General features: G+C 31.3%; 20 protein-coding genes. 17 read left to right on the top strand and 3 right to left on the bottom strand.

The window, feature by feature from the left end; translation table 11 throughout:
- Positions 1-117 precede the first annotated feature (117 nt).
- The 4 genes from brnQ (at position 118) to KTC94_RS04245 (ending at position 4269) form a co-directional block, all read left to right on the top strand.
- Entirely contained in the window at positions 118-1413 is a 1296-nt protein-coding gene (gene brnQ / locus KTC94_RS04260) for a branched-chain amino acid transport system II carrier protein (protein WP_216304388.1), read from the top strand.
- 529 nt (positions 1414-1942) lie between these two features.
- The gene (speE, locus tag KTC94_RS04255) at positions 1943-2815 is read left to right on the top strand and encodes a polyamine aminopropyltransferase (protein ID WP_165414534.1); all 873 of its coding nucleotides are present in this window, start codon (positions 1943-1945) and stop codon (positions 2813-2815) included.
- 238 nt (positions 2816-3053) lie between these two features.
- Positions 3054-3782 (top strand): hypothetical protein, encoded by a 729-nt coding sequence (locus KTC94_RS04250; RefSeq protein WP_220286894.1) that lies wholly within the window; start codon positions 3054-3056, stop codon positions 3780-3782.
- Between the two features lie 262 nt (positions 3783-4044).
- Entirely contained in the window at positions 4045-4269 is a 225-nt protein-coding gene (locus KTC94_RS04245; protein WP_165414532.1) for an alpha/beta-type small acid-soluble spore protein, read from the top strand.
- A gap of 158 nt (positions 4270-4427) precedes the next feature.
- On the opposite strand, the gene KTC94_RS04240 is transcribed toward KTC94_RS04245, so the two are convergent.
- Positions 4428-4895: a GreA/GreB family elongation factor gene (locus KTC94_RS04240; protein WP_216303688.1), complete on the bottom strand. Its 468-nt coding sequence runs from the start codon at positions 4893-4895 to the stop codon at positions 4428-4430.
- 433 nt (positions 4896-5328) lie between these two features.
- On the opposite strand from KTC94_RS04240, the gene KTC94_RS04235 reads away from it, so the two are divergent.
- From KTC94_RS04235 to KTC94_RS04220, 4 genes are all read left to right on the top strand, one after another.
- The gene (locus KTC94_RS04235; protein ID WP_216303687.1) at positions 5329-6690 is read left to right on the top strand and encodes an MATE family efflux transporter; all 1362 of its coding nucleotides are present in this window, start codon (positions 5329-5331) and stop codon (positions 6688-6690) included.
- A 276-nt stretch (positions 6691-6966) separates the two neighbouring features.
- On the top strand, positions 6967-8184 hold the full coding sequence (locus KTC94_RS04230) for a glycine betaine/L-proline ABC transporter ATP-binding protein (protein ID WP_216303686.1): 1218 nt from the start codon (positions 6967-6969) through the stop codon (positions 8182-8184).
- The gene (locus KTC94_RS04225) at positions 8153-8995 is read left to right on the top strand and encodes a proline/glycine betaine ABC transporter permease (protein WP_216303685.1); all 843 of its coding nucleotides are present in this window, start codon (positions 8153-8155) and stop codon (positions 8993-8995) included. The genes KTC94_RS04230 and KTC94_RS04225 overlap by 32 nt, the downstream gene beginning before the upstream one ends.
- Positions 8996-9136: 141 nt before the next feature.
- Positions 9137-10036: a glycine betaine ABC transporter substrate-binding protein gene (locus KTC94_RS04220; protein WP_216303684.1), complete on the top strand. Its 900-nt coding sequence runs from the start codon at positions 9137-9139 to the stop codon at positions 10034-10036.
- Between the two features lie 108 nt (positions 10037-10144).
- Here the strand turns inward: KTC94_RS04220 and KTC94_RS04215 are convergent, their stop codons facing one another.
- Positions 10145-10471 carry a hypothetical protein gene (locus tag KTC94_RS04215; RefSeq protein ID WP_216303683.1) on the bottom strand — a complete coding sequence of 109 codons (327 nt, stop codon included), beginning with the start codon at positions 10469-10471 and terminating at the stop codon, positions 10145-10147.
- A gap of 619 nt (positions 10472-11090) precedes the next feature.
- Between KTC94_RS04215 and KTC94_RS04210 the strand changes: the two genes are divergently transcribed.
- From KTC94_RS04210 to KTC94_RS04175, 8 genes are all read left to right on the top strand, one after another.
- A complete protein-coding gene (locus tag KTC94_RS04210) occupies positions 11091-11603 on the top strand; it encodes an RNA polymerase sigma factor (RefSeq protein WP_216303682.1) in 513 nt (170 codons plus the stop codon).
- Positions 11600-12058 carry a hypothetical protein gene (locus tag KTC94_RS04205; RefSeq protein WP_220286892.1) on the top strand — a complete coding sequence of 153 codons (459 nt, stop codon included), beginning with the start codon at positions 11600-11602 and terminating at the stop codon, positions 12056-12058. Before KTC94_RS04210 ends, KTC94_RS04205 begins: the two co-directional genes overlap by 4 nt.
- Positions 12039-12569, top strand: coding sequence for a hypothetical protein (locus tag KTC94_RS04200; protein ID WP_216303680.1), 531 nt, complete (start codon positions 12039-12041; stop codon positions 12567-12569). The genes KTC94_RS04205 and KTC94_RS04200 overlap by 20 nt, the downstream gene beginning before the upstream one ends.
- Entirely contained in the window at positions 12562-12867 is a 306-nt protein-coding gene (locus KTC94_RS04195; protein WP_216303679.1) for a LiaI-LiaF-like domain-containing protein, read from the top strand. Before KTC94_RS04200 ends, KTC94_RS04195 begins: the two co-directional genes overlap by 8 nt.
- A 280-nt stretch (positions 12868-13147) precedes the next feature.
- Positions 13148-13276 (top strand): hypothetical protein, encoded by a 129-nt coding sequence (locus tag KTC94_RS04190; protein ID WP_258280698.1) that lies wholly within the window; start codon positions 13148-13150, stop codon positions 13274-13276.
- A gap of 80 nt (positions 13277-13356) precedes the next feature.
- On the top strand, positions 13357-13905 hold the full coding sequence (locus KTC94_RS04185; protein WP_165414791.1) for a hypothetical protein: 549 nt from the start codon (positions 13357-13359) through the stop codon (positions 13903-13905).
- 156 nt (positions 13906-14061) lie between these two features.
- Entirely contained in the window at positions 14062-15624 is a 1563-nt protein-coding gene (locus KTC94_RS04180) for a hypothetical protein (protein ID WP_216303678.1), read from the top strand.
- 64 nt (positions 15625-15688) lie between these two features.
- The gene (locus tag KTC94_RS04175; RefSeq protein WP_216303677.1) at positions 15689-16405 is read left to right on the top strand and encodes an FG-GAP-like repeat-containing protein; all 717 of its coding nucleotides are present in this window, start codon (positions 15689-15691) and stop codon (positions 16403-16405) included.
- Between the two features lie 46 nt (positions 16406-16451).
- Here KTC94_RS04175 and msrB read toward each other — a convergent pair whose 3' ends face one another.
- Positions 16452-16907 (bottom strand): peptide-methionine (R)-S-oxide reductase MsrB, encoded by a 456-nt coding sequence (msrB, locus tag KTC94_RS04170; RefSeq protein WP_220286891.1) that lies wholly within the window; start codon positions 16905-16907, stop codon positions 16452-16454.
- Between the two features lie 246 nt (positions 16908-17153).
- On the opposite strand from msrB, the gene KTC94_RS04165 reads away from it, so the two are divergent.
- The gene (locus KTC94_RS04165; protein WP_220320302.1) at positions 17154-19217 is read left to right on the top strand and encodes a penicillin-binding transpeptidase domain-containing protein; all 2064 of its coding nucleotides are present in this window, start codon (positions 17154-17156) and stop codon (positions 19215-19217) included.
- The last annotated feature ends 49 nt before the right edge of the window (positions 19218-19266 follow it).

Below are 19266 nucleotides of genomic sequence, written 5' to 3'. Positions count from 1 at the left end.
TGCATTATGGCTCAATTAGAAATTAAAAAGATAAGGTAAGCCTTATTCTTAAAATAATAGTATGGATTTAATTATTTTTTAAAATTACATAAATTCATCATCTGGAGGTATACACAAATGAAAACTTCAACAAAACATTCCTTGGTTATAGGGTTTGCACTATTTGCAATGTTTTTCGGTGCAGGAAACCTAATTTTTCCACCATACTTAGGGAAAGCGGTAGGAAGCAAGTTTATTATAGCTATTATAGGGTTCCTCCTTACAGGAGTTGGTCTTCCTCTAATTGGAATAATTGCCTGTGCTAAAATTAATGGTTCTTTCGATAAAATGGCAAATAGAGTAGGTTCAAAATTTGCAATAATAACAGGTGTAGCTTTAATTCTTGTTATAGGACCTTTATTTGCAGTTCCAAGAACAGCCGCAACGACTTTCGAACTTGGAATACAGCCTTTATTCCCATTTATGGGGCAAAACATAACTATTATATTGTATTTTGCAATAACACTTGCATTCGTGCTTAAACCTTCTTCAATAATTGATAATATAGGTAAAATACTTACACCAGCACTTTTATTAATGCTCGCTATAATTATATTTAAAGGGATAATATTTCCTATTGGACCAATTGTAAATACATATTACCAAGGTGCATTTTCAAAATCTTTATTAGAAGGTTATCAAACGATGGACGGTATGGGCTCTGTTATATTGGCATCAATAATTCTTTCAGCTGTTAGAGCAAAGGGTTATGAAAATCCAAAGGATATAATGAAGATGACTATAAAGGCATCTATGGTGGCTGTAGTGGGTTTAGCCTTTGTATATTCTGGACTTATGTATCTTGGATCTCAAACATCTACTTTGTTCTCTGAAGATATAGCTAGAACTAATCTAGTTACACAAATTGTAAAACTAGACTTAGGCAGTATTGGTAGCGTTATTCTTAGTTTATCTGTGAGTCTTGCATGCTTAACAACTTCTATAGGATTACTTTCAAGTGGAGCAAAATACTTTACTGAACTCTCAAATGGTAAAGTATCATACACGACTAATGCTATTTCTATGGCGTTAGTAAGTGGAGTAATAGCTACAAAAGGCGTTGATAGTATAGTTATATTGGCAGTTCCAATTTTACAAATTTTATATCCAATTGTAATTATTCTAATAGCTATTACCTTTCTTGGTGATAAAGTGAAAAATGATAAGATTGTTGCTATAACTGTATACACGGCTTTAATAATAACTATTTTAGATACAGTAAATGGTTTATTTGGGAATAACATCGCATTTATTAAATTTATTCCTCTAGCAAGTGCAGGATTCTCATGGCTTGTACCTTCTTTACTAGCTTTTGTAATTTCAAACATTTTAATAAAATCGAAAGAAGATGCTACTTCAATTGTTGAAATGTGAGAATGTTTCAGCGATATAAATAATTAATATTTATAGTATAAAAAGCCACCTTTATGCAGGTGGCTTTTGTTTCTTTTGAGTTATCACTGCATTTTTTATCATTTAGTTTATGATTTCTATTTATTTTCGTCTCCACAGTAGCAACATCTACATCATCTAGTTTGTGCAAAACAATATAATTATCTTCTGTTATTCTTTTTTCTTAATTATGGTTTAAAAAGGATTTTAGAAAAAAATAACATTATATTAATATTATTAACCTAATTATAATATTCAGCTTTTTTTCTTGAGTGACCATTGGATAACTTTCAGTTAGCTATTATGGGTTGATGGAGATTTAAATAGAATAAGATATTGTGGTGTTGGGTTATCATTAGCATATCCAAGTTGAACTTTCGAATATCTATGATATACTTGAAGTGGTGGCTTTCGGAGATACAAAAGAAAACATTAAAGCTGTAATTGTTGAATTAACTATAATAGAGTTGCATCTTTACAAGCTTAAATTTATTATAATGGAGGAATTATTATGAAAATGGATGAATTGCCAAAGTATTTTAAAAAAATTGATAATGAACTGTGGTTTGAGGAAGTTGAAGTTGAGAAAAAAAGTTTGAAAATTACTTACAAAATTAATAAATGTTTTTCATATAGCAAATCGCCCTATCAAGAGGTAGCTTTGATTGATACTGTGGCATTTGGTCCATGTCTTGTGCTTGATGGGTCAATGCAGACTACTTCAGCAGATGGTTTTATATATAATGAAATGATTACTCATATTCCAGTAATCACACATAAAAACCCACAAAACGTATTGGTAATTGGTGGAGGAGACTGTGGAGCGGTACGAGAATTATCAAAGTATAAAGGACTTGAGACAATTGACATGGTTGAGCTCGACGAAGTAGTAACAAAAGAAAGCATAAAATTTCTTCCGGAAATAAGCGGAGGCGCAGGTTTTGATAAAAGAATCAATTTTAAATTCGGAGATGGAGTTGAATACGTAAAGAAGACCGATATTAAGTATGATATAGTCATGGTCGATTCACCAGATCCTGAGGGTCCTGCTAAGGATTTGTTTGGAGAAGAATTTTATAAAAATGTAAAAAGAACATTAAAAACTGATGGAGTAATGGTATGTCAAAGTGAATCTCCAATGCTTCATCGTAATATAATTGAGAATACAAGAAGGATATTAAAGAATAACTTTAAAATTGTAAAAACCTATATAGCGTTTGTTCCAACTTATCCAGGTGGATTATGGAGTTTTACAATGGCTTCAGATGTTTATGATCCTAGTAACATGGACGTAAATAAATTGCCTCTTGAAACTCGTTATTTAACAAAGGAGATTGCAAAATCTTGCTTTGATCTTCCAAATTTCATAAGTGATCTAAAATAGAAAAAGCTGAGCTTAAAAGTTTAGAGACTACAATTGATTAGGGTATAGACATGAAGTCTGTATCCTTTTTAATGTGATGGTTAAGGAGGGTTTAAATTATGCCAATCTGGGTGTCGTTTTTAATTGGGTTTATTATAGCAATTGTATTTAGCATTTTTATTAAAAAAAACAAATAACTTTTAAATAATTATGATTATAAAGTTATCACTATAAAAGCATATGCGAGGAGAAAAAACAAATGAAAAAGTCAGTAAAAGCACTTGTAATCTTATCACTCATAGTACTATTAGTTATAGTAGTAAGTATATACAGAATAGTCTCAACACCACCATCACAAGTATCATCAGAAGCTGCAACAGGAACACCAGAGCAAATAGCGGATAAAAGGATTTCAGATGCGAAAATAGTAGCGGATAAAAAAATAGCAGATGCAAAAATAGTAGCAGATAAAATAATAGAAGATGCAAAAGTGGCGGAGGAAAAAAAAACATCGGATTTAAAAGCAATCGAGACTAAAAAAATATTAGAGGCAAAGTCTCAGGGTAATCAACTTAAAGAAGATGAATATAAAAGTTATAGTAATGAAAAATTTTCATATTCAATTATGTATCCTAATGATCTTAAAGTAGTTAATGATACTGCAAATGGTAATATATTTAAATCTGACGATGGAAAGGTTTATTTGCAGGTATATGGAACTAATAATGCACCAAATGATACTATTGATTCAATATACAATAAAGCAATTGAAAATAATAATATGTATTATAAAGCTAAAGGTGGTAGTTGGTTTGTAATATCTTATACTGAAGGTGACGAAATAGTATATCAAAAAAAAGTAGTAGGAAAAGCTTCAACAAATACTTTTATTTTTAAATTTCCAGCAAATGAAAAGGACAAATATACTAAAGTTGTGGATAGGCTTGAAAAAAGTTTCAAGACATCTTCTACTGATAAAAATCATTAATGGTAGAGTTGATAAGCCGCATAAAAAAATAGATAACTATTATAAATAAATATAATAGAAAAAGGAGATAATTAAAGTTATCTTCTTTATTTTATTTCAAACACAATCAAAATTAATAAACCTAAATAAAAATTTTAAAGATGAATTAATGAATAAAAAGTTCGTTTTAAAAAATACTAGTTGTAGATATACAAGGTTGAGATCAAAATTATTACAATATATCTTGGGTATTTACAATATAAAATTATATGGAGGTAGTAAAATGACTAAAAGAACATTAGTACCAGAAGCAGCGGGAAAACTTCAAAAATTTAAAATGGAAGTAGCACAAGATATGGCAGTAGATAATATTGAAAGCAGAAATGTAGATATGGGCGATGTGCCAAGTAATATTGTAAATAAAATAAAAAATTCAGGTAATGTCGGCGGAGAAATGGTAAAGAGAATGGTAGAGGCAGCAGAAAAAAATATGGTGGATAATAAGTAAAGGGTGTCGTGCATCCGTATGAAGTTTCTCCGCCGTGCCTTGAAATAAGGGTTTGAAATGTGAATTCATAAAAGCAATGATAAGGGGTAATTTTAAATTTACAAAACAAGAATTAATAAAAAAAATTTAAGCAGAGAGTGATCTCTGCTTAAATTTTTTTACTCGTAAATTTTTTCTATACTTACTTCATAATTGCCTTCAGGAGATATAACAGAGCACTTTTCTCCAAGTGCCTTTTTATATATTGCCATTCCAAGAGGGGATTCAATACTTATGTTCATTAAATCAGGGTTGGTCTCTACTGTTGATACCAGGTGTATGTTCTCAATATCACCTGTGTCAAGAAATTTAATATCAGCCTGACCTCCAAGACCTAATTGGTCGTCACTACTGTAATCATCTACGACTGTAGAGTTCCTAAGTAACTCTTGAACTGCAATTATTCTATCATTATTGGTTGCTTCCTCATCTTTAGCTGCATCATACTCTGCATTCTCACTTAAATCGCCATGGCCCTTTGCTTCTTTAATTGCGGCGGTTATTTCTCTTCTTTTTTCTCCTGTGCGAAAGGATAATTCTTCCTCTAATTTTATTACTCCACTAGGTGTTAATATTGTATTTTTCATAGTTTTGTCACTCCTAACAATTTTGCGTATATGATTCTGTCTTCTATTTTAAAATAAATTAGACATATCAAATTTTTTTAAATATAGAGAAGACAATAAAGAATTATTATATCACATTTTTGGACAATATATTAAATGTAATTTTGAAGTTAATGTTTATTTAAATGTATTCTAATAAACATTACAAACTATATTTATAAAAACTGCAATATATTTTGTTGTTAATGAGCCCTGAAGTAGATTGAATAATTTAGGCTTGCAGAATAAGAAAAAATGTAGAACATGTGTTATACTAGAAAATAGGTATATCAATGGTTAATGCCGCATATCTAAACATATGTGACTCAAATAGAATAATATAAAATTACTGGAAATTGTAAAAGTTTCTTACTGACATTTTAAATTTATATTTTTAGTATGGAGGAATGTTTTTATGAATCAAACAAAAGAATTAGGAACAGAAAGTATAGGAAAACTACTGGTTAAGTTTTCGGTGCCAGCTATAACAGGGATGATTGTAAATGCGTTATATAACATTGTAGATCGAATGTATATAGGGCATATTAAAGGGGTAGGATCCTATGCACTTTCAGGACTTGCTATAACGTTCCCCATATCAGTTATTATAATGGCTTTTGGAATGCTTATTGGGATAGGTGCTAGTGCAGTTATATCAATAAAACTAGGAGAAAAAAACAAGGAAGCGGCAGATAATATTTTGGGAAATGCCTTTATACTTATAACGATAATATCATTAGTGATTAGTATACTTGGAGTTTTGTTTTTAAATAAACTCCTAATCTTATTTGGAGCAAGTGAAAATAGTATCCCCTATGCAAAAGCATATATACAAATCATACTTATGGGAGCTGTTTTTCAAAATATAGGATTTGGTATTAATAATATAATTAGAGCAGAGGGTAATCCTAAAATGGCAATGCTTACAATGGTATTTGGTGCAATTATTAATATTATATTAGATCCAATATTCATATTCGTTTTTGATATGGGAATTCAAGGTGCTGCAATAGCAACCATAATTTCTCAAGCTTTTAATACTATATTAGTATTGAAATATTTTACATCTAAAAGCAGTGGAAGCGTGCTAAAAATAAAGAAAGCCAATTTAAAGCTGCATAAACATATTATAAAAGATATTTTTGCTATTGGCATGGCTCCTTTTTCTATGCAAATTGCATCAAGTTTTGTAATTATTTTATATAATAAAGGTCTTTATTCTTACGGAGGGGATCTTGCAATAGCTGCAATGGGAATATTAAATAGTATATCAATGCTTATTTTTATGCCTATATTTGGTATAAGTCAAGGGATTCAGCCTATAATAGGATATAATTATGGGGCTAAATTGTATCCAAGGGTTTTAAAGGTTTTAAAGCTTGCCATAACTTTTGGCACTTGCATTGCTATAATTGGATTTATAGGAGTACAAGTATTTGCGAAGCAGCTTATTGGCGTATTTGTAGGTAATAATACTGACCTAATAAATCTAGGTGCACGTGGAATTAGAATAGACTTAATCTTTTTACCTATATTAGGGTTTCAAATTTTAGGGGCAAGCTATTTTCAAGCAATAAATGAGGCAAAAACCTCAATGATTTTAAGCATATTAAGACAAGTCATAGTACTAATTCCACTTATTCTTATACTTCCATTATTTTTTAAATTGGATGGATTATGGCTTTCACAACCTTGTGCAGATTTGATCGCAACTGCACTAACCGCATTCTTCTTATGGAAAAGTATTAAAAAACTTAAATGTAAAAACATTGTATAGAAAAACAACAAATGTAACACAATAACAAAATAGATCCAACAAAAAAAGGTGTTTATAAAGAACACCTTTTTATGTTAATTATTTTTAATAATTCAGGAGGTTGAATAAGTATGCAAATACCTTATTAATAGCATATATGTAATATAATAGGAGAAATGCGATTGTCGAAAACTTGTATTTACTGTCGAGGTCTAGTACAATGTAAGAATATCGCTTAAATCTAAAGGGATGTGTTTACAAATAATACATAGATTAAATAATCAAAGAGGTGAATAAATGTTGAAAATTGAAGTTAAAGGTTTGACCAAGATTTTTGGTAAAAACCCTAAACAAGGAATAAAGCTTTTACAAGAAGGAAAAACAAAACCAGATATCTTAAAAGAAACAGGAATGACTGTAGGTGTAAATAGGGTATCGTTTGAAGTACACTCTGGAGAAATTTTTGTCATTATGGGATTGTCAGGAAGTGGGAAGTCCACCCTTGTTAGATTGATTAATCGTCTAATCGAGCCAAATGCAGGTAGTGTGTTAGTGGATGGTGAGGATTTGGCGAAAATGGATAAACATAAATTAAGAGAAACTAGAAGAAAGAAACTAAGCATGGTTTTTCAAGGATTTGGATTATTTCCCCATCGTACTATTTTGGAGAATGCCGGATTCGGATTAGAAATACAAGGTATGGATAAAAAAGAAATTGAGGAAAAAGCCCTCGAATCATTACAATTGGTAGGGCTTAAAGGATACGAGGATCAATATCCTAGTCAATTATCAGGAGGGATGAAGCAAAGAGTAGGTCTTGCGAGGGCTCTAGCTAATAATCCAGATATTTTATTAATGGATGAAGCCTTTTCAGCACTAGATCCTTTAAACCGTAAAGAGATGCAAGATGAGCTTATAGATTTACAAGCAACCATGCATAAAACAATTATATTTATTACGCATGACTTAGATGAAGCACTTAAAATTGGAGACAGAATAGCAATTATGAAAAATGGATTAATAGTGCAGGTTGGTACTCCAGAAGAAATTATGACAAATCCTGCTGATGAATATGTTAGAAAGTTTGTTGAGGATGTAGATAGATCCAAGGTTTTTTCTGCACAACATGTTATGAAACGCCCAGAGACCATAGATGTAGAAAAACATGGTCCACGAGTTGCATTAAAACGTATGAGACAGGCTGGAATTTCAAGTATCTATGTTATTAATAAAAACAAAGAGTTCTTAGGAGTTGTAACTGCAGATGCGGCAGCTGAAGCAGTGAAAAATGGAACTAAAGATATTTATGATGTTATGATTACGGATGTTCCTGTAGTTCTTCCAGATTTGTCATTAAATGATTTGTTTGAGATAATACACGATTCTCCTGTACCAGTAGCTGTTGTTGAAGAAAAAATATTAAAAGGAATTATAGTTCGAGGTGCAGTATTAGCGGCTCTTGCAGGAAATGAGGTGAATAACGATGAAACAAATACCAACGATACCAATAGTTAAATGGGCTGACATGCTTGTAGCATGGTTAAGAGATAACGCTCAGTGGTTTTTTGAACCAATTAAAGATATTCTAAATGCTGTTGTAAATGGGTTAAGTGACGCATTAATAGCTATCCCTCCAGTGGTTTTTATACTGATTATCGTAGCATTAACTATATTTATAACTAAGAAAAAATGGGGTTTATCTATATTTGCATTATTGGGGTTGCTATTAATCCTAAATCTTGGATATTGGGAACAAACCATGCTTACCCTTTCATTGATTTTGACATCTAGTTCAATATCAATTTTGATTGGTATTCCTCTTGGAGTTTGGATGTCAAAAAGCAGAATGGTGCAAGATATAGTAACGCCTATATTAGACATTATGCAGACTATGCCTGCTTTTGTTTATTTAATACCAGCTGTTTCTTTCTTTGGGATAGGAATGGTACCTGGAATTATTGCATCTGTTATATTTGCAATGCCTCCAGTTGTAAGGTTAACTAATTTTGGTATTCGCCAAGTTTCAACAGAACTTATTGAGGCAGCAGATGCCTTTGGGTCAACTCCTGCACAAAAATTATTTAAGGTTCAACTTCCGATTGCGAAAAATACAATTATGGCAGGGGTTAACCAAACAATTATGTTAGCACTATCTATGGTTGTTATAGCTTCTATGATTGGTGCTGACGGGTTAGGTGTTGAAGTCTTTAGAGCGGTTACAAGAAATGAAGCCGGACAAGGATTTGCTTCAGGTTTAGCTATTGTTATATTAGCGATGATATTGGATCGTATTACTCAAGCGCTAAATAAAAAACACACTACATAAGGTTTTAACGACATTTCAGAAGGAAAGTCTCCACTTCTATAATTGGGAGTGTAAATCTCCTTCTGAAGTTGTTAATATTGCAGCTTCGAAGAAGATGATTTAACGACATTTCAAAATAAAATAAAAGGAGTAAGTAAATTAATGATTAAAAATAATTGGAAACAATTTGGAATAGTAACATTTAGTCTAATAGCTCTGACTTTTGTAGGATGTAGTAGTAAAAGTGGCGAAGTAAAAAAGACTGATAATTCAAGTATAGAAAAACAATTAAATTATAAGATTACAGGTATAGATGCGGGCGCGGGCGTAGTGCAAGCTGCTGAAAAAGCTGTTAAAGACTATAAATTAGATTATAAAGTGCAAACTAGCTCAGGTGCTGCTATGACACAAGCACTTTCAGATGCAATTAAAAATAAGGAGCCAATTATAATAACTGGTTGGTCACCTCACTGGATGTTTAGTAAATATGATTTGAAATACTTAAAGGACCCTAAAGGATCTTTCGGTGGTGCTGAAAATATAAATACAATTGCACGCTTAGGATTAAAAAAAGATAAGCCAGATGCTTATAAAATTTTAGACCAATTTTCATGGACAGCTGATGATATGGAAGCTGTTATGCTTAAAGTTAACGAGGGTGAAGTTGTAAAGAAAGTTGCAAGACAATGGATTACTGACAATAAAGATAAAGTAAGTAAGTGGACAGCGGGTGCAAAAAAAGTGGATGGTAAGGAAGTCAAGCTTGCTTATGTTTCTTGGGATACAGAAATTGCATCTACTAATGTAATTGCATTAGTACTTGAAGATATGGGATACAAAGTTAGACTTACGCAAGTAGAATCAGGTCCTATGTGGGCGGCTGTAGCTACTGGAGATGTAGATGCTATTGTTGCAGCATGGTTACCAGGAACACACGCTAAATATATGGCTGACTACAAAGGTAAAGTTGAAGATCTAGGTCCAAACCTAGAGGGAGCTAAAATAGGGTTAGTTGTTCCTAAATATATGAACATTAATTCTATAGAAGATTTAGCTAAATAGATTATTTATTAAAAATAGGCCTTCAAAAGGCCTATTTTTTTACGTTATTAGATTCAGTGTATGTAGCAAGTTAGAGTGAGGTTAAATTGTCATCTCTAGTTCTACTTATTAATCTTTTCTGCAGCAATTCTTGTGAACCCAATTTTTATAGTCTTCTTGAAATCCTAAGTCAGTATAACAAATTAATTCTCCAGGAGAAATGGAATTAGTACATACCTGACAAGTAGAGTTATACTCAGCTGTCTTTGTAATCCCTAACCATAGGGGTTCATTAAGTTTTAAAAGTTCATGTTCTAGTTCATTATCTGTAAATTCCTTGCATACTAACTCACGTAAATAACCTGAAAAATTATTTTCTCCATGAGTTAATTTAGATTTTCGCAGTGCTAATTTATACACATGATCTGGCAGGTTAATTGATACTTTTTTACTCATTATTACTAACTCCTATAGTATTAATATCTACTGATATAATATGAGGGTTATTATAATTAGTGCACACTTTGTATCGAATATTGCCTTGGACGTGGTACTACTTTAAAGGTAATTATTAAAAAGTGCATAAGTAATCAATTAGAAGCAGATGGGATAGGGAATAACCTATATTAGTATTAACTACGAATTTGTTGTTGGGTATTTTTTTTTGGGTATTATAAATTCCTAATAAAATGAGTGTTATTCCTAGAACTATTATAAGTGAACTCAGTGCTAATTTAAACATACTGTTACCTCCCATCATATAAATACATTTGCGATAGCCTGACAGAGCTATTGCTTATTAAATCATCTCCTGCGGAGCTGTATATTAACGACTTCAGAAGGGGATTTATACTCTCACTGAAGTTTTCTATTTGTTAGGGTAAGTAACGCCTACTTATAGTAGGTAACTCCCACTTATAGAAGTGGGAGACGTTCCTTCAGAAATGTCGTTAAATTGTACTTTATTTATATGGTAATTGTAACATTAATTTTAATAACATTACATTTTAAATGTTATAATTGAAGTGTTTTTTATTTCTCAATCGTTATATTAAGTGTAAGGGCAAAAAAGGGGGTGATGGTTGTTCAAAAAGAACAGTTTGCAAACTATATAAAACAATATGAACGTTTAATCATTACTATTTGTCTATCCTTTACAAAAAATTACTTTGATGCAGAGGATTTGGCACAACAAACTTTTTTGTCTGCATATATAAGCTTTGGTAAATTTGATGGGGTAAATTTTAAAGCTTGGCTTACAACAATTGCAGTGAATAAATGTAAAGATTTTCTTAAAAGTCCTGCAAGAAAAATTCACAGCATACCTGATGAAGATTTTGAGGGTATAAAGGATAAGGGGGAAACACCTGAGGAGTCGCTTTTAAAAAAACATAGTAGCGAAAAAATATATAGTTTATGTAAGAAATTAAAAGAGCCTTATAGGGCGGTGTCAGTAAACTATTTTTGTGAAGATGTTAAACTTTCTGATATGGCAAAAAACACAGGTCAAAGTTTGAAAACATTGCAAACACATCTTTATAGATCCAAAAAGATGTTGAAAGTTTTATGGAAGGAGGAGTTTATGTGAGTGGTACATTATTTAAAGAAAACGGACACTTAAGTAAAATATCAATAAAAGGGCTTAAAGAGGGATCTCTAAGTGATAATGAACTAATTTTATTATCAGAACATATTTGCCATTGTGAAGGCTGTGCTGATGCTTTAGCTAATAGTTTCGATGATAATGAACTTACTGATGCTCCTTTAGGATTTGAGCAGGAAATACTAAACAAAATAAATAAGAAAAAAGCAAGCAATACTCAGTTTATCTTTTATTCTATGAGGGTAGTAATGGCAGCAAGTATAGCATTAATGTTTGTTTTTTCAAATCCATTAAATTTTGTTGCCAATTCTAAAAGTGAAACACTGGAGGTAACCCCTATGAGTTTAAGTACTATAAACGCAATTAATGGAAGTCTTAATAATTTCTCGCAAAAAATAATTAACTTGGAGGTTTTTAATAATGAAAAAGGAAAAAAGTAAATTTTTAACCTTTAGTTTTTCAATGTTACCTGGCGCAGGTCACATGTATATGGGATTTATGAAGATGGGGTTATCACTTATGGCAGCATTTTTCTTTTTAATATTTCTTTCTAGCTGGCTTTCGATAGGGCCACTACTATTCGTTTTACCATTGATTTGGTTTTACTCGTTTTTCGATTGTATGAATAAACGTTATTCAACGGATGAGGAGTTTTTACTTTTAGAGGATAATTATTTATTTTCTCTTGATGAATTAGTGAAAATAGATAAAGGAATGTTTAAGAAACACAGCTTGATTGCAGGGATATTACTAGTATTTCTAGGCATTTATTTAATTTGGAACAACATCATAAACACCTTACTTGGACGTATGAATATGTCGGGCGAACTATATAGTCTTATTAATGATGTAACAAGAATGGCCCCTCAGATAATAATAGGTATTGTAATAATTGTTGTGGGTGCGAAACTTATTATAGGCAAGAAAAAAGAGTGTGATATGAATGATTAAGGGACGTAGAGTGGGAACATTTACTACTGGAATAGTTTTAGTTATATTTGGAATAATGTTTTTACTACGATTAATAAATCCAAGTATTAAATATTTACTAATAGCATCGATGTGGCCCCTAGTTTTAGTTCTACTAGGAATTGAAATTATTGTAGCCTACTTAATAAACAAAAAAGAAGCAATGAAATACGATTTTGGCGCAATAATACTGATAATAATGGTATCATTCTTTGCAATGGGTATGGGATGTATGGAGTATACAATTACTCACATTGAACAGTTTAGAACTGTATTTTAACGTCATTTTAGAAGCTGTGTAGCTTTGCAGGAGATGACTTAAGTTAAGAATCCCAGCACTTAAATATATTTAAGTACTGGAAAGTTTTGTTAAGTAAGTGGAAAATAGTAGTATAAAAAAATAGTTTAACCCCTAAAAGTATGCTATTTCCTGCAATTGTAGGGTTTGAATTGTAACTTTATGCATACAATGATATAATAGATGTATAGGTAAGAATAGTGATAAGTAATAGTTAAGATTTACAAATAAAATTTTTGAATTTACGAATGGGGTGAAGTCTGTGTTAGCTTATAATGAAAAAAATTCTACAGTTGAAAAATATCTAAAAACGTCTAACATAGTCATAGGTAAATTTACTTGCGTGAAAACTAATATGAAGTTAAATTATAATATAGTTAAAAACACCTAGAAAGGGCTATGAGCTTTCTAGGTGTTTTATTTTTGGAATTAAACAGCTAAAATATATACAATTAAAAGGAGAGTTTAAATATGAATAAGAGTGAGATTATAATTAAGGGATTACCTGTAAAAACAAATAGGTTAGAGAATGGAGATGTTAATTTACTATTTAAAATAGGAACTTATGATGATATGAATTCAATTTATAGAGTAATTGTCAAAAAAGATTATTGGAGAGATGCAGTAATAGGTATGAAGGATGTAAATTATTTTGTAATTAAAGGTGAATTAAAAGCGTGCGTAAATAGCAAGGGAACCCCTTTTATTTCAGTTGAAGCATCATCAATTAAAATATTCAATCTGTTAAAAGATGCGAATGGTCAAATAGATTTAAATTACGAAATGCCAATTGGAACAGACGAAATAATGGATATTTCAAAGTTAGTAAATGAAAATGAAGATTTGTCAATAAAACGTTCAAAAAACAAAGCAATAAATTATATGAAGAATAATAAAAAGTTTAACAAACCTATTGTTATTAAAAAAGGAAGCTTTGTAATTGTATCGGGCCATGATCAATATGCAGCAGCGCAAGAACTTGGAATAAATAACGTGCCAGTTTCATATGAAGAAAATTAGTAAGTCAAAATTATATTTTTATTTTACTGTTTATATTAGTTTTTAATATTATCTACAGTCAGTGATGTGAATATGTTTGAACATAGTATGCAAACAGGCTATAATATATTAAATACAACATATTGTTTATTTTATATAAATGTTTGGAGGGAGAAAATGGTTTGCAACAGCTGTAAGAATGAATTTACTAATATTAATGGATTAAAATTTTGCCCATATTGTGGAGAGAAAATAGAAGAAAAAATAGATTTAGAAGATGAACGGATTACTAATAAAAATAATAACAGGGATAAAGAAAAGACAGTTGGAGCGGACAAAAAAGAGGAAAAACATCAGGAGACGATAGCGATGCCTGCAATAACTGAGGAAAACATAAAAAAGGATAAAAGGGATAAGTTTTTTGCTTATTTTAAAAAAACATTTGTGCATAGGAAAGTAATTATACCTATAATATCATTATTAGTTGTTACCTCAGTCGCAGTCTTTGCATACACAGTTTTTATTGTTAAACCAGTGGATGAAGTGAAAATAAAAGACGACTTGCTAGGAAAAGTAGTAACTCTTCCTAAAGGAACAGTAATAAAAATAAGCAAAAATGATATGAAAAGCTTTAAGATAAATAGTAGGAATACATATAAGGGCAAGGATGACATAAAAGTAGATTTAACTTTAAACAATGGCGCTATTGAGGCAAAGACTTCTTTGGCTCTAGTATATAATGATGAAGGAAAAAATCAATGGAAGATTAGCCCTAAAATTATAGTTGAGAGCGTTAATTCATTGAAACCGTTGGTAGGTATGAATGAAAAGAAGTTTTGGGTTGGATTAAAAAAATTAAGTATTAATATTGCAGATATACCAAAAGTATTAGGTGGACAAGATGTCACAAATCTTGGCATGGTTTCAAGAACACCGGATTTAGAAAACAAAAAAGAAGAAATTTTGGTGACAGCTTCTATAGACAGTGGACTTCTGGTTTCTACAGGAAAGATAAAGTGTAACCTTGTTTTTGAAAATGAAACTTGGAGAATTGATAACATTGAAGAAAACAGCGCAGAGGGATCTAAATTAGTCTTATCACCAACTTTTTCTGATGAAAAGGTTATTGAAACTATAAAAGAACAAGGAGTGGGAGAAACAGTATCCTATTCAAGTTTTTTTGGTGGCAAAGGGTTTGCTATAAATGATAGATTTACTAAGAGTATTAATATATCTGATAAAAAGTTTGATGTACAAAATGGAACATTAATTGTTAATGCTAAGAGGGAAAGTATAGTGGGAGAAATAAAGTTGGTATTATCAACTAATTATACTTTCTCAATATCTTTCGCCAATATATCTTTTTTAAACAGGTCAAAAACTACCGTTGATAGTGGGACAATAAACAATGTGCCTACGGAGATAATAGTACCCTCTATTACCAATGCCGAAATTGAAGGGAGTAATTTATTTTTCTGGTGGTCTAATAACCATAAAATAACAGCTAAAGAAGCGAAGACCTTTAAATCTAATGAAATATTGTCTAAGAAGGGATTAGATAATATAAAATATGTTTATGGAAGTATTACTTATAAAGATGAGAAAAAGAATGAAAACAAAAACGTTTCTTTTGTAGCGCTATATTTTCTTGTTTACGATGCTGACAAGGGATATAACTGGAAATTAGATAAATTAGTTGGCGAAGATTCGCCCAATTACAAGGCTTATAAAAATCAATAAATGGAACAATTTATTGCTTGGCTCATAAGATATTTTATAAATCTTATAATGCAAAGGAGCAGTTATGTATAATAGATATAATAGGATAAATCCGAGCATTGTTAGTTATGCAAGTGGAGATGTAAATGGTGATGGAATAACAGATGCTGTGTACTTAACAGGTATAAAGACACCAGATAGTCCATATACTCAAAATATCGTCCTTGTAATTCAAGATGGAATAACAGGTGATTTTGCTAGTATACCACTTAGTGAAAATACAGGATACAATCCTACACTATTTTTGGGGGATTTTACAGGAGATGGTGTAGATGATATTTTAATAAGTATTGCAACAGGTGGTAGTGGTGGAATAATGTACTATTACATTTACTCGTTTATTAACAATGAAGCAAAATTACTATTTGACTTTAATGTATATAATGAGCAATACAAATACGATGTTACTTATAAAGACAATTACAAGGTTGAAGTTATCAGTAAGAAAAATAACCAAAAATACATTATAGATATATCCAACAAGGACGCCGATTATTTAAATGAAATATACGACGAAAACGGAAAGCTAAAGAATCCAATCAACGGATTCGTTGATCCTATAAGCGGCTTATATCCTGTGGATTTTGATTCAGATAAAGTATATGAGCTATTGGGTTATCAAAAAATAGCTGGAAGGTACCATGCAGACTCCTTAGGATATGTTTTAAATACTTTAAAATGGAAAGATAAGATATTTGCTTTGGATAATCAGCAAGTAGCTATTAATGGATTACAAGTATAGGTATGCTTGTAACGACAGTTTTGGAGGAGAGCGAGAAACGCTCTCCTTATTTATTGAATAATTCTAAGTAATCTCCATATCCTTCATCGCAGAGCTTATGAATTGGTATAAACTTTAGTGAAGCACTATTTATGCAATATCTTAATCCACCCTGGGAAATCGGACCATCGTTGAATAAATGTCCTAAATGACTGTCACCATATTTGCTCCTTACTTCTGTTCTCATCATACCATGGGTTGCATCCTTATTTTCTTTAACGTTAGCATCCTCAACAGGCTTTGTAAAACTAGGCCACCCACAACCTGAATCAAATTTATCAAGAGATGTAAATAAGGGCTCTCCACTATTAATATCTACATAAATGCCTTCTTCTTTATTATTCCAAAATTCATTTTCAAAAGATTTTTCTGTGCTGCTTTCCTGACTTACTTCAAACTGAATTGGAGTTAAGATCTTCTTTAGTTCTTCTTTACTTTTTTTAGTATAAACTTTATTATCCATAATAATGCCTCCTTAATAATGAGTATAATATTTATTGCACCAATTAATAGTTATTATATACTAAATACATTATAAGCAACAGGGGTAAAGATGTGTTGAAAATAGTATCCTGAGGGTATTAATTCTCTAGTTAATATAATTTATTTTATAATATATTTGTTTAATATGCAAAAAAATAAACTTTTAAAAATCATACTATTTAATTATACGGTTCAAGTGTTATAATAAGTAAGGGGTGGTAAAAAAATGTCGAAAAAAAACTTAAAAGTAGTACTTTTTACAACGATAGGGATTATATTAATAGTAATGGCAGTATTTATGTTTAATTTTTTTACAAAAGTGGATAGTGCAACAAAAACATTTGATACATATAAGAACAAGTGGGTAAAGCAGGATTTCAAAACAATGTATAGCATGCTTTCAGTTAAAACTAAGGAAACAATAACTGAAAAGGAATTTGTAGACAAATACAATGCTATTTATAGTGGAATAGAGGCTAAAAGTATATCTATTAATGTGGAGAATGAAGATAAAATTAAGGAAGGAAATAAAAAAGCTATAAATATACCATTTTCTATAGTTATGGATACTGCAGCAGGGCAATTAAAAATGCCAGGCTACCAGGCTACTATGGTGAAGGAAGAAGTTAACAATAAAAAGCAGTGGACATTAGTTTGGAATGAGAAAATGATATTTCCTAGTATGGAAGCGGGAGATAAGGTTAGGGTAGAGCCAGAAGTGGCTATACGTGGAGAAATTTATGATAGGAGTAAAAAACCACTTGCAATAAATGATTTAATTGTTACGATTGGAATAAAACCCATTACATTTATTAAAAATAAGGATGCTAATATATCGCAGATGGCTAAGATACTAGATATTGATGCTTCGGTTATAGAAAATAAACTAAAGGATAATGAAAATTCTGATCAATTTATACCGATTATTAACATATTGCGTAGTGAAAAAGTAAAAATAGATGGAGTTATGAAGCTTGATGGGGTAATCCCGAACAAGACTAAAGGTAGAGTATATCCAGGTGGGGAAGCTTTGGGGTCGCTTATAGGATACATAAAGCCGATAACTGCTGAGGAACTACAAAAGAATTCTAGTAAAGGGTATAACTCATTTAGTTTAATAGGAAAGGCAGGTCTTGAACAGGTTTATGAGGACAAGCTTAAGGGTGAAAATGGGGCAACAATATATATATCAAAACAAAATAATAACAATAAGGTTGTAATTCTTAAAAAAGAATCAAAAGCAGGTGAAAATATAACATTATCAGTAGATAGTGAACTACAGAAGAAAATATATGAAGGGATGAATAAAGAGCCGGGAGCCAGTGCAGCAATAAATCCAAAAACTGGAGAGGTATTGGCTTTAGTAAGCTCGCCGTCATATGATACAAATGCAATTACTACTTATGTTTCTAATACCCAAAAGGCAGAATGGGAAAAAGCAGGGGATCCATTTAATAATAGATTTAAGGCTGTATATTCTCCAGGGTCTACATTTAAACTGATAACGGCTGCAGTTGGGTTAGAGCAAGGGAAGATAAAACCTAGTGAACTTATTAACATACCGGGAAACGAATGGCAACCGGATAAATCATGGGGACTCAATAAGGTTACTAGGGTTGGTGAACCGAGAGAGTCAGTGAATTTACAGGATGCATTTGTATACTCTGATAACATATATTTCGCAAAGGCAGCTCTTAATATAGGTAAAGAGGAATTTATAAAAGGATGCAACAATTTTGGAATAGGTCAAAAGCTTCCAATAAATTATCCAATAGCAAATTCACAAGTAGCCAATGGTAACAACATTAAGAATGATGTAGCATTAGCAGATACTGGTTATGGTCAAGGGGAGGTCCTTATGAGCCCACTTCACCTTGCACTATCGTATAGCGCAGTTGTTAACGATGGAAATATTATGTCTCCAACTTTAGAAAGTTTGAATGAAAAGGTAAAGGCTAAGGTATGGAAAGCTAATGCAATTTCCGCGGATAATATAAAATTTGTAAAAGATGGTCTCACTGGAGTTATCGATAACCCAAATGGTACAGGACATGCGGCAAAAGTTGATGGGCAAGCTCTCGCGGGTAAAACTGGAACAGCGGAACTTAAGAAAGATGACAAGGATAAAGCTGCAGAAGAAAATGGATGGTTTATATGTATGGATACAGTTAATCCTAAAATAGTAGTATCAATGTTAATGGAAAACGTTAAAGAGAAAGGTGGAAGTCACCATGTGGTACCTATTGTAAAAGGAGTAATGGAATATTACTTAAATAAAACACTGAAATAGCGTTAGAAAGTAGGTAGAATGATTTACATTGCTTTAATATTTTTTTGAT

Source organism: Clostridium sp. CM028, assembly GCF_030585565.1.
Lineage (GTDB): Bacteria > Bacillota > Clostridia > Clostridiales > Clostridiaceae > Clostridium_AD > Clostridium_AD estertheticum_B.
Note: the sequence above shows the minus strand (reverse complement) of the source record. Positions and strands in the feature narration are given on the sequence as shown.

Excerpts from the sequence above, each read along its gene's own strand:
- brnQ (WP_216304388.1), top strand. The coding sequence starts at position 118 with ATGAAAACTTCAACAAAACATTCCTTGGTTATAGGGTTTGCACTATTT.
- speE (WP_165414534.1), top strand. The coding sequence starts at position 1,943 with ATGAAAATGGATGAATTGCCAAAGTATTTTAAAAAAATTGATAATGAA.
- KTC94_RS04250 (WP_220286894.1), top strand. The coding sequence starts at position 3,054 with ATGAAAAAGTCAGTAAAAGCACTTGTAATCTTATCACTCATAGTACTA.
- KTC94_RS04245 (WP_165414532.1), top strand. The coding sequence starts at position 4,045 with ATGACTAAAAGAACATTAGTACCAGAAGCAGCGGGAAAACTTCAAAAA.
- KTC94_RS04240 (WP_216303688.1), bottom strand. The coding sequence starts at position 4,895 with ATGAAAAATACAATATTAACACCTAGTGGAGTAATAAAATTAGAGGAA.
- KTC94_RS04235 (WP_216303687.1), top strand. The coding sequence starts at position 5,329 with ATGAATCAAACAAAAGAATTAGGAACAGAAAGTATAGGAAAACTACTG.
- KTC94_RS04230 (WP_216303686.1), top strand. The coding sequence starts at position 6,967 with ATGTTGAAAATTGAAGTTAAAGGTTTGACCAAGATTTTTGGTAAAAAC.
- KTC94_RS04225 (WP_216303685.1), top strand. The coding sequence starts at position 8,153 with ATGAAACAAATACCAACGATACCAATAGTTAAATGGGCTGACATGCTT.
- KTC94_RS04220 (WP_216303684.1), top strand. The coding sequence starts at position 9,137 with ATGATTAAAAATAATTGGAAACAATTTGGAATAGTAACATTTAGTCTA.
- KTC94_RS04215 (WP_216303683.1), bottom strand. The coding sequence starts at position 10,471 with ATGAGTAAAAAAGTATCAATTAACCTGCCAGATCATGTGTATAAATTA.
- KTC94_RS04200 (WP_216303680.1), top strand. The coding sequence starts at position 12,039 with ATGAAAAAGGAAAAAAGTAAATTTTTAACCTTTAGTTTTTCAATGTTA.
- KTC94_RS04195 (WP_216303679.1), top strand. The coding sequence starts at position 12,562 with ATGATTAAGGGACGTAGAGTGGGAACATTTACTACTGGAATAGTTTTA.
- KTC94_RS04185 (WP_165414791.1), top strand. The coding sequence starts at position 13,357 with ATGAATAAGAGTGAGATTATAATTAAGGGATTACCTGTAAAAACAAAT.
- KTC94_RS04180 (WP_216303678.1), top strand. The coding sequence starts at position 14,062 with ATGGTTTGCAACAGCTGTAAGAATGAATTTACTAATATTAATGGATTA.
- KTC94_RS04175 (WP_216303677.1), top strand. The coding sequence starts at position 15,689 with ATGTATAATAGATATAATAGGATAAATCCGAGCATTGTTAGTTATGCA.
- msrB (WP_220286891.1), bottom strand. The coding sequence starts at position 16,907 with ATGGATAATAAAGTTTATACTAAAAAAAGTAAAGAAGAACTAAAGAAG.
- KTC94_RS04165 (WP_220320302.1), top strand. The coding sequence starts at position 17,154 with ATGTCGAAAAAAAACTTAAAAGTAGTACTTTTTACAACGATAGGGATT.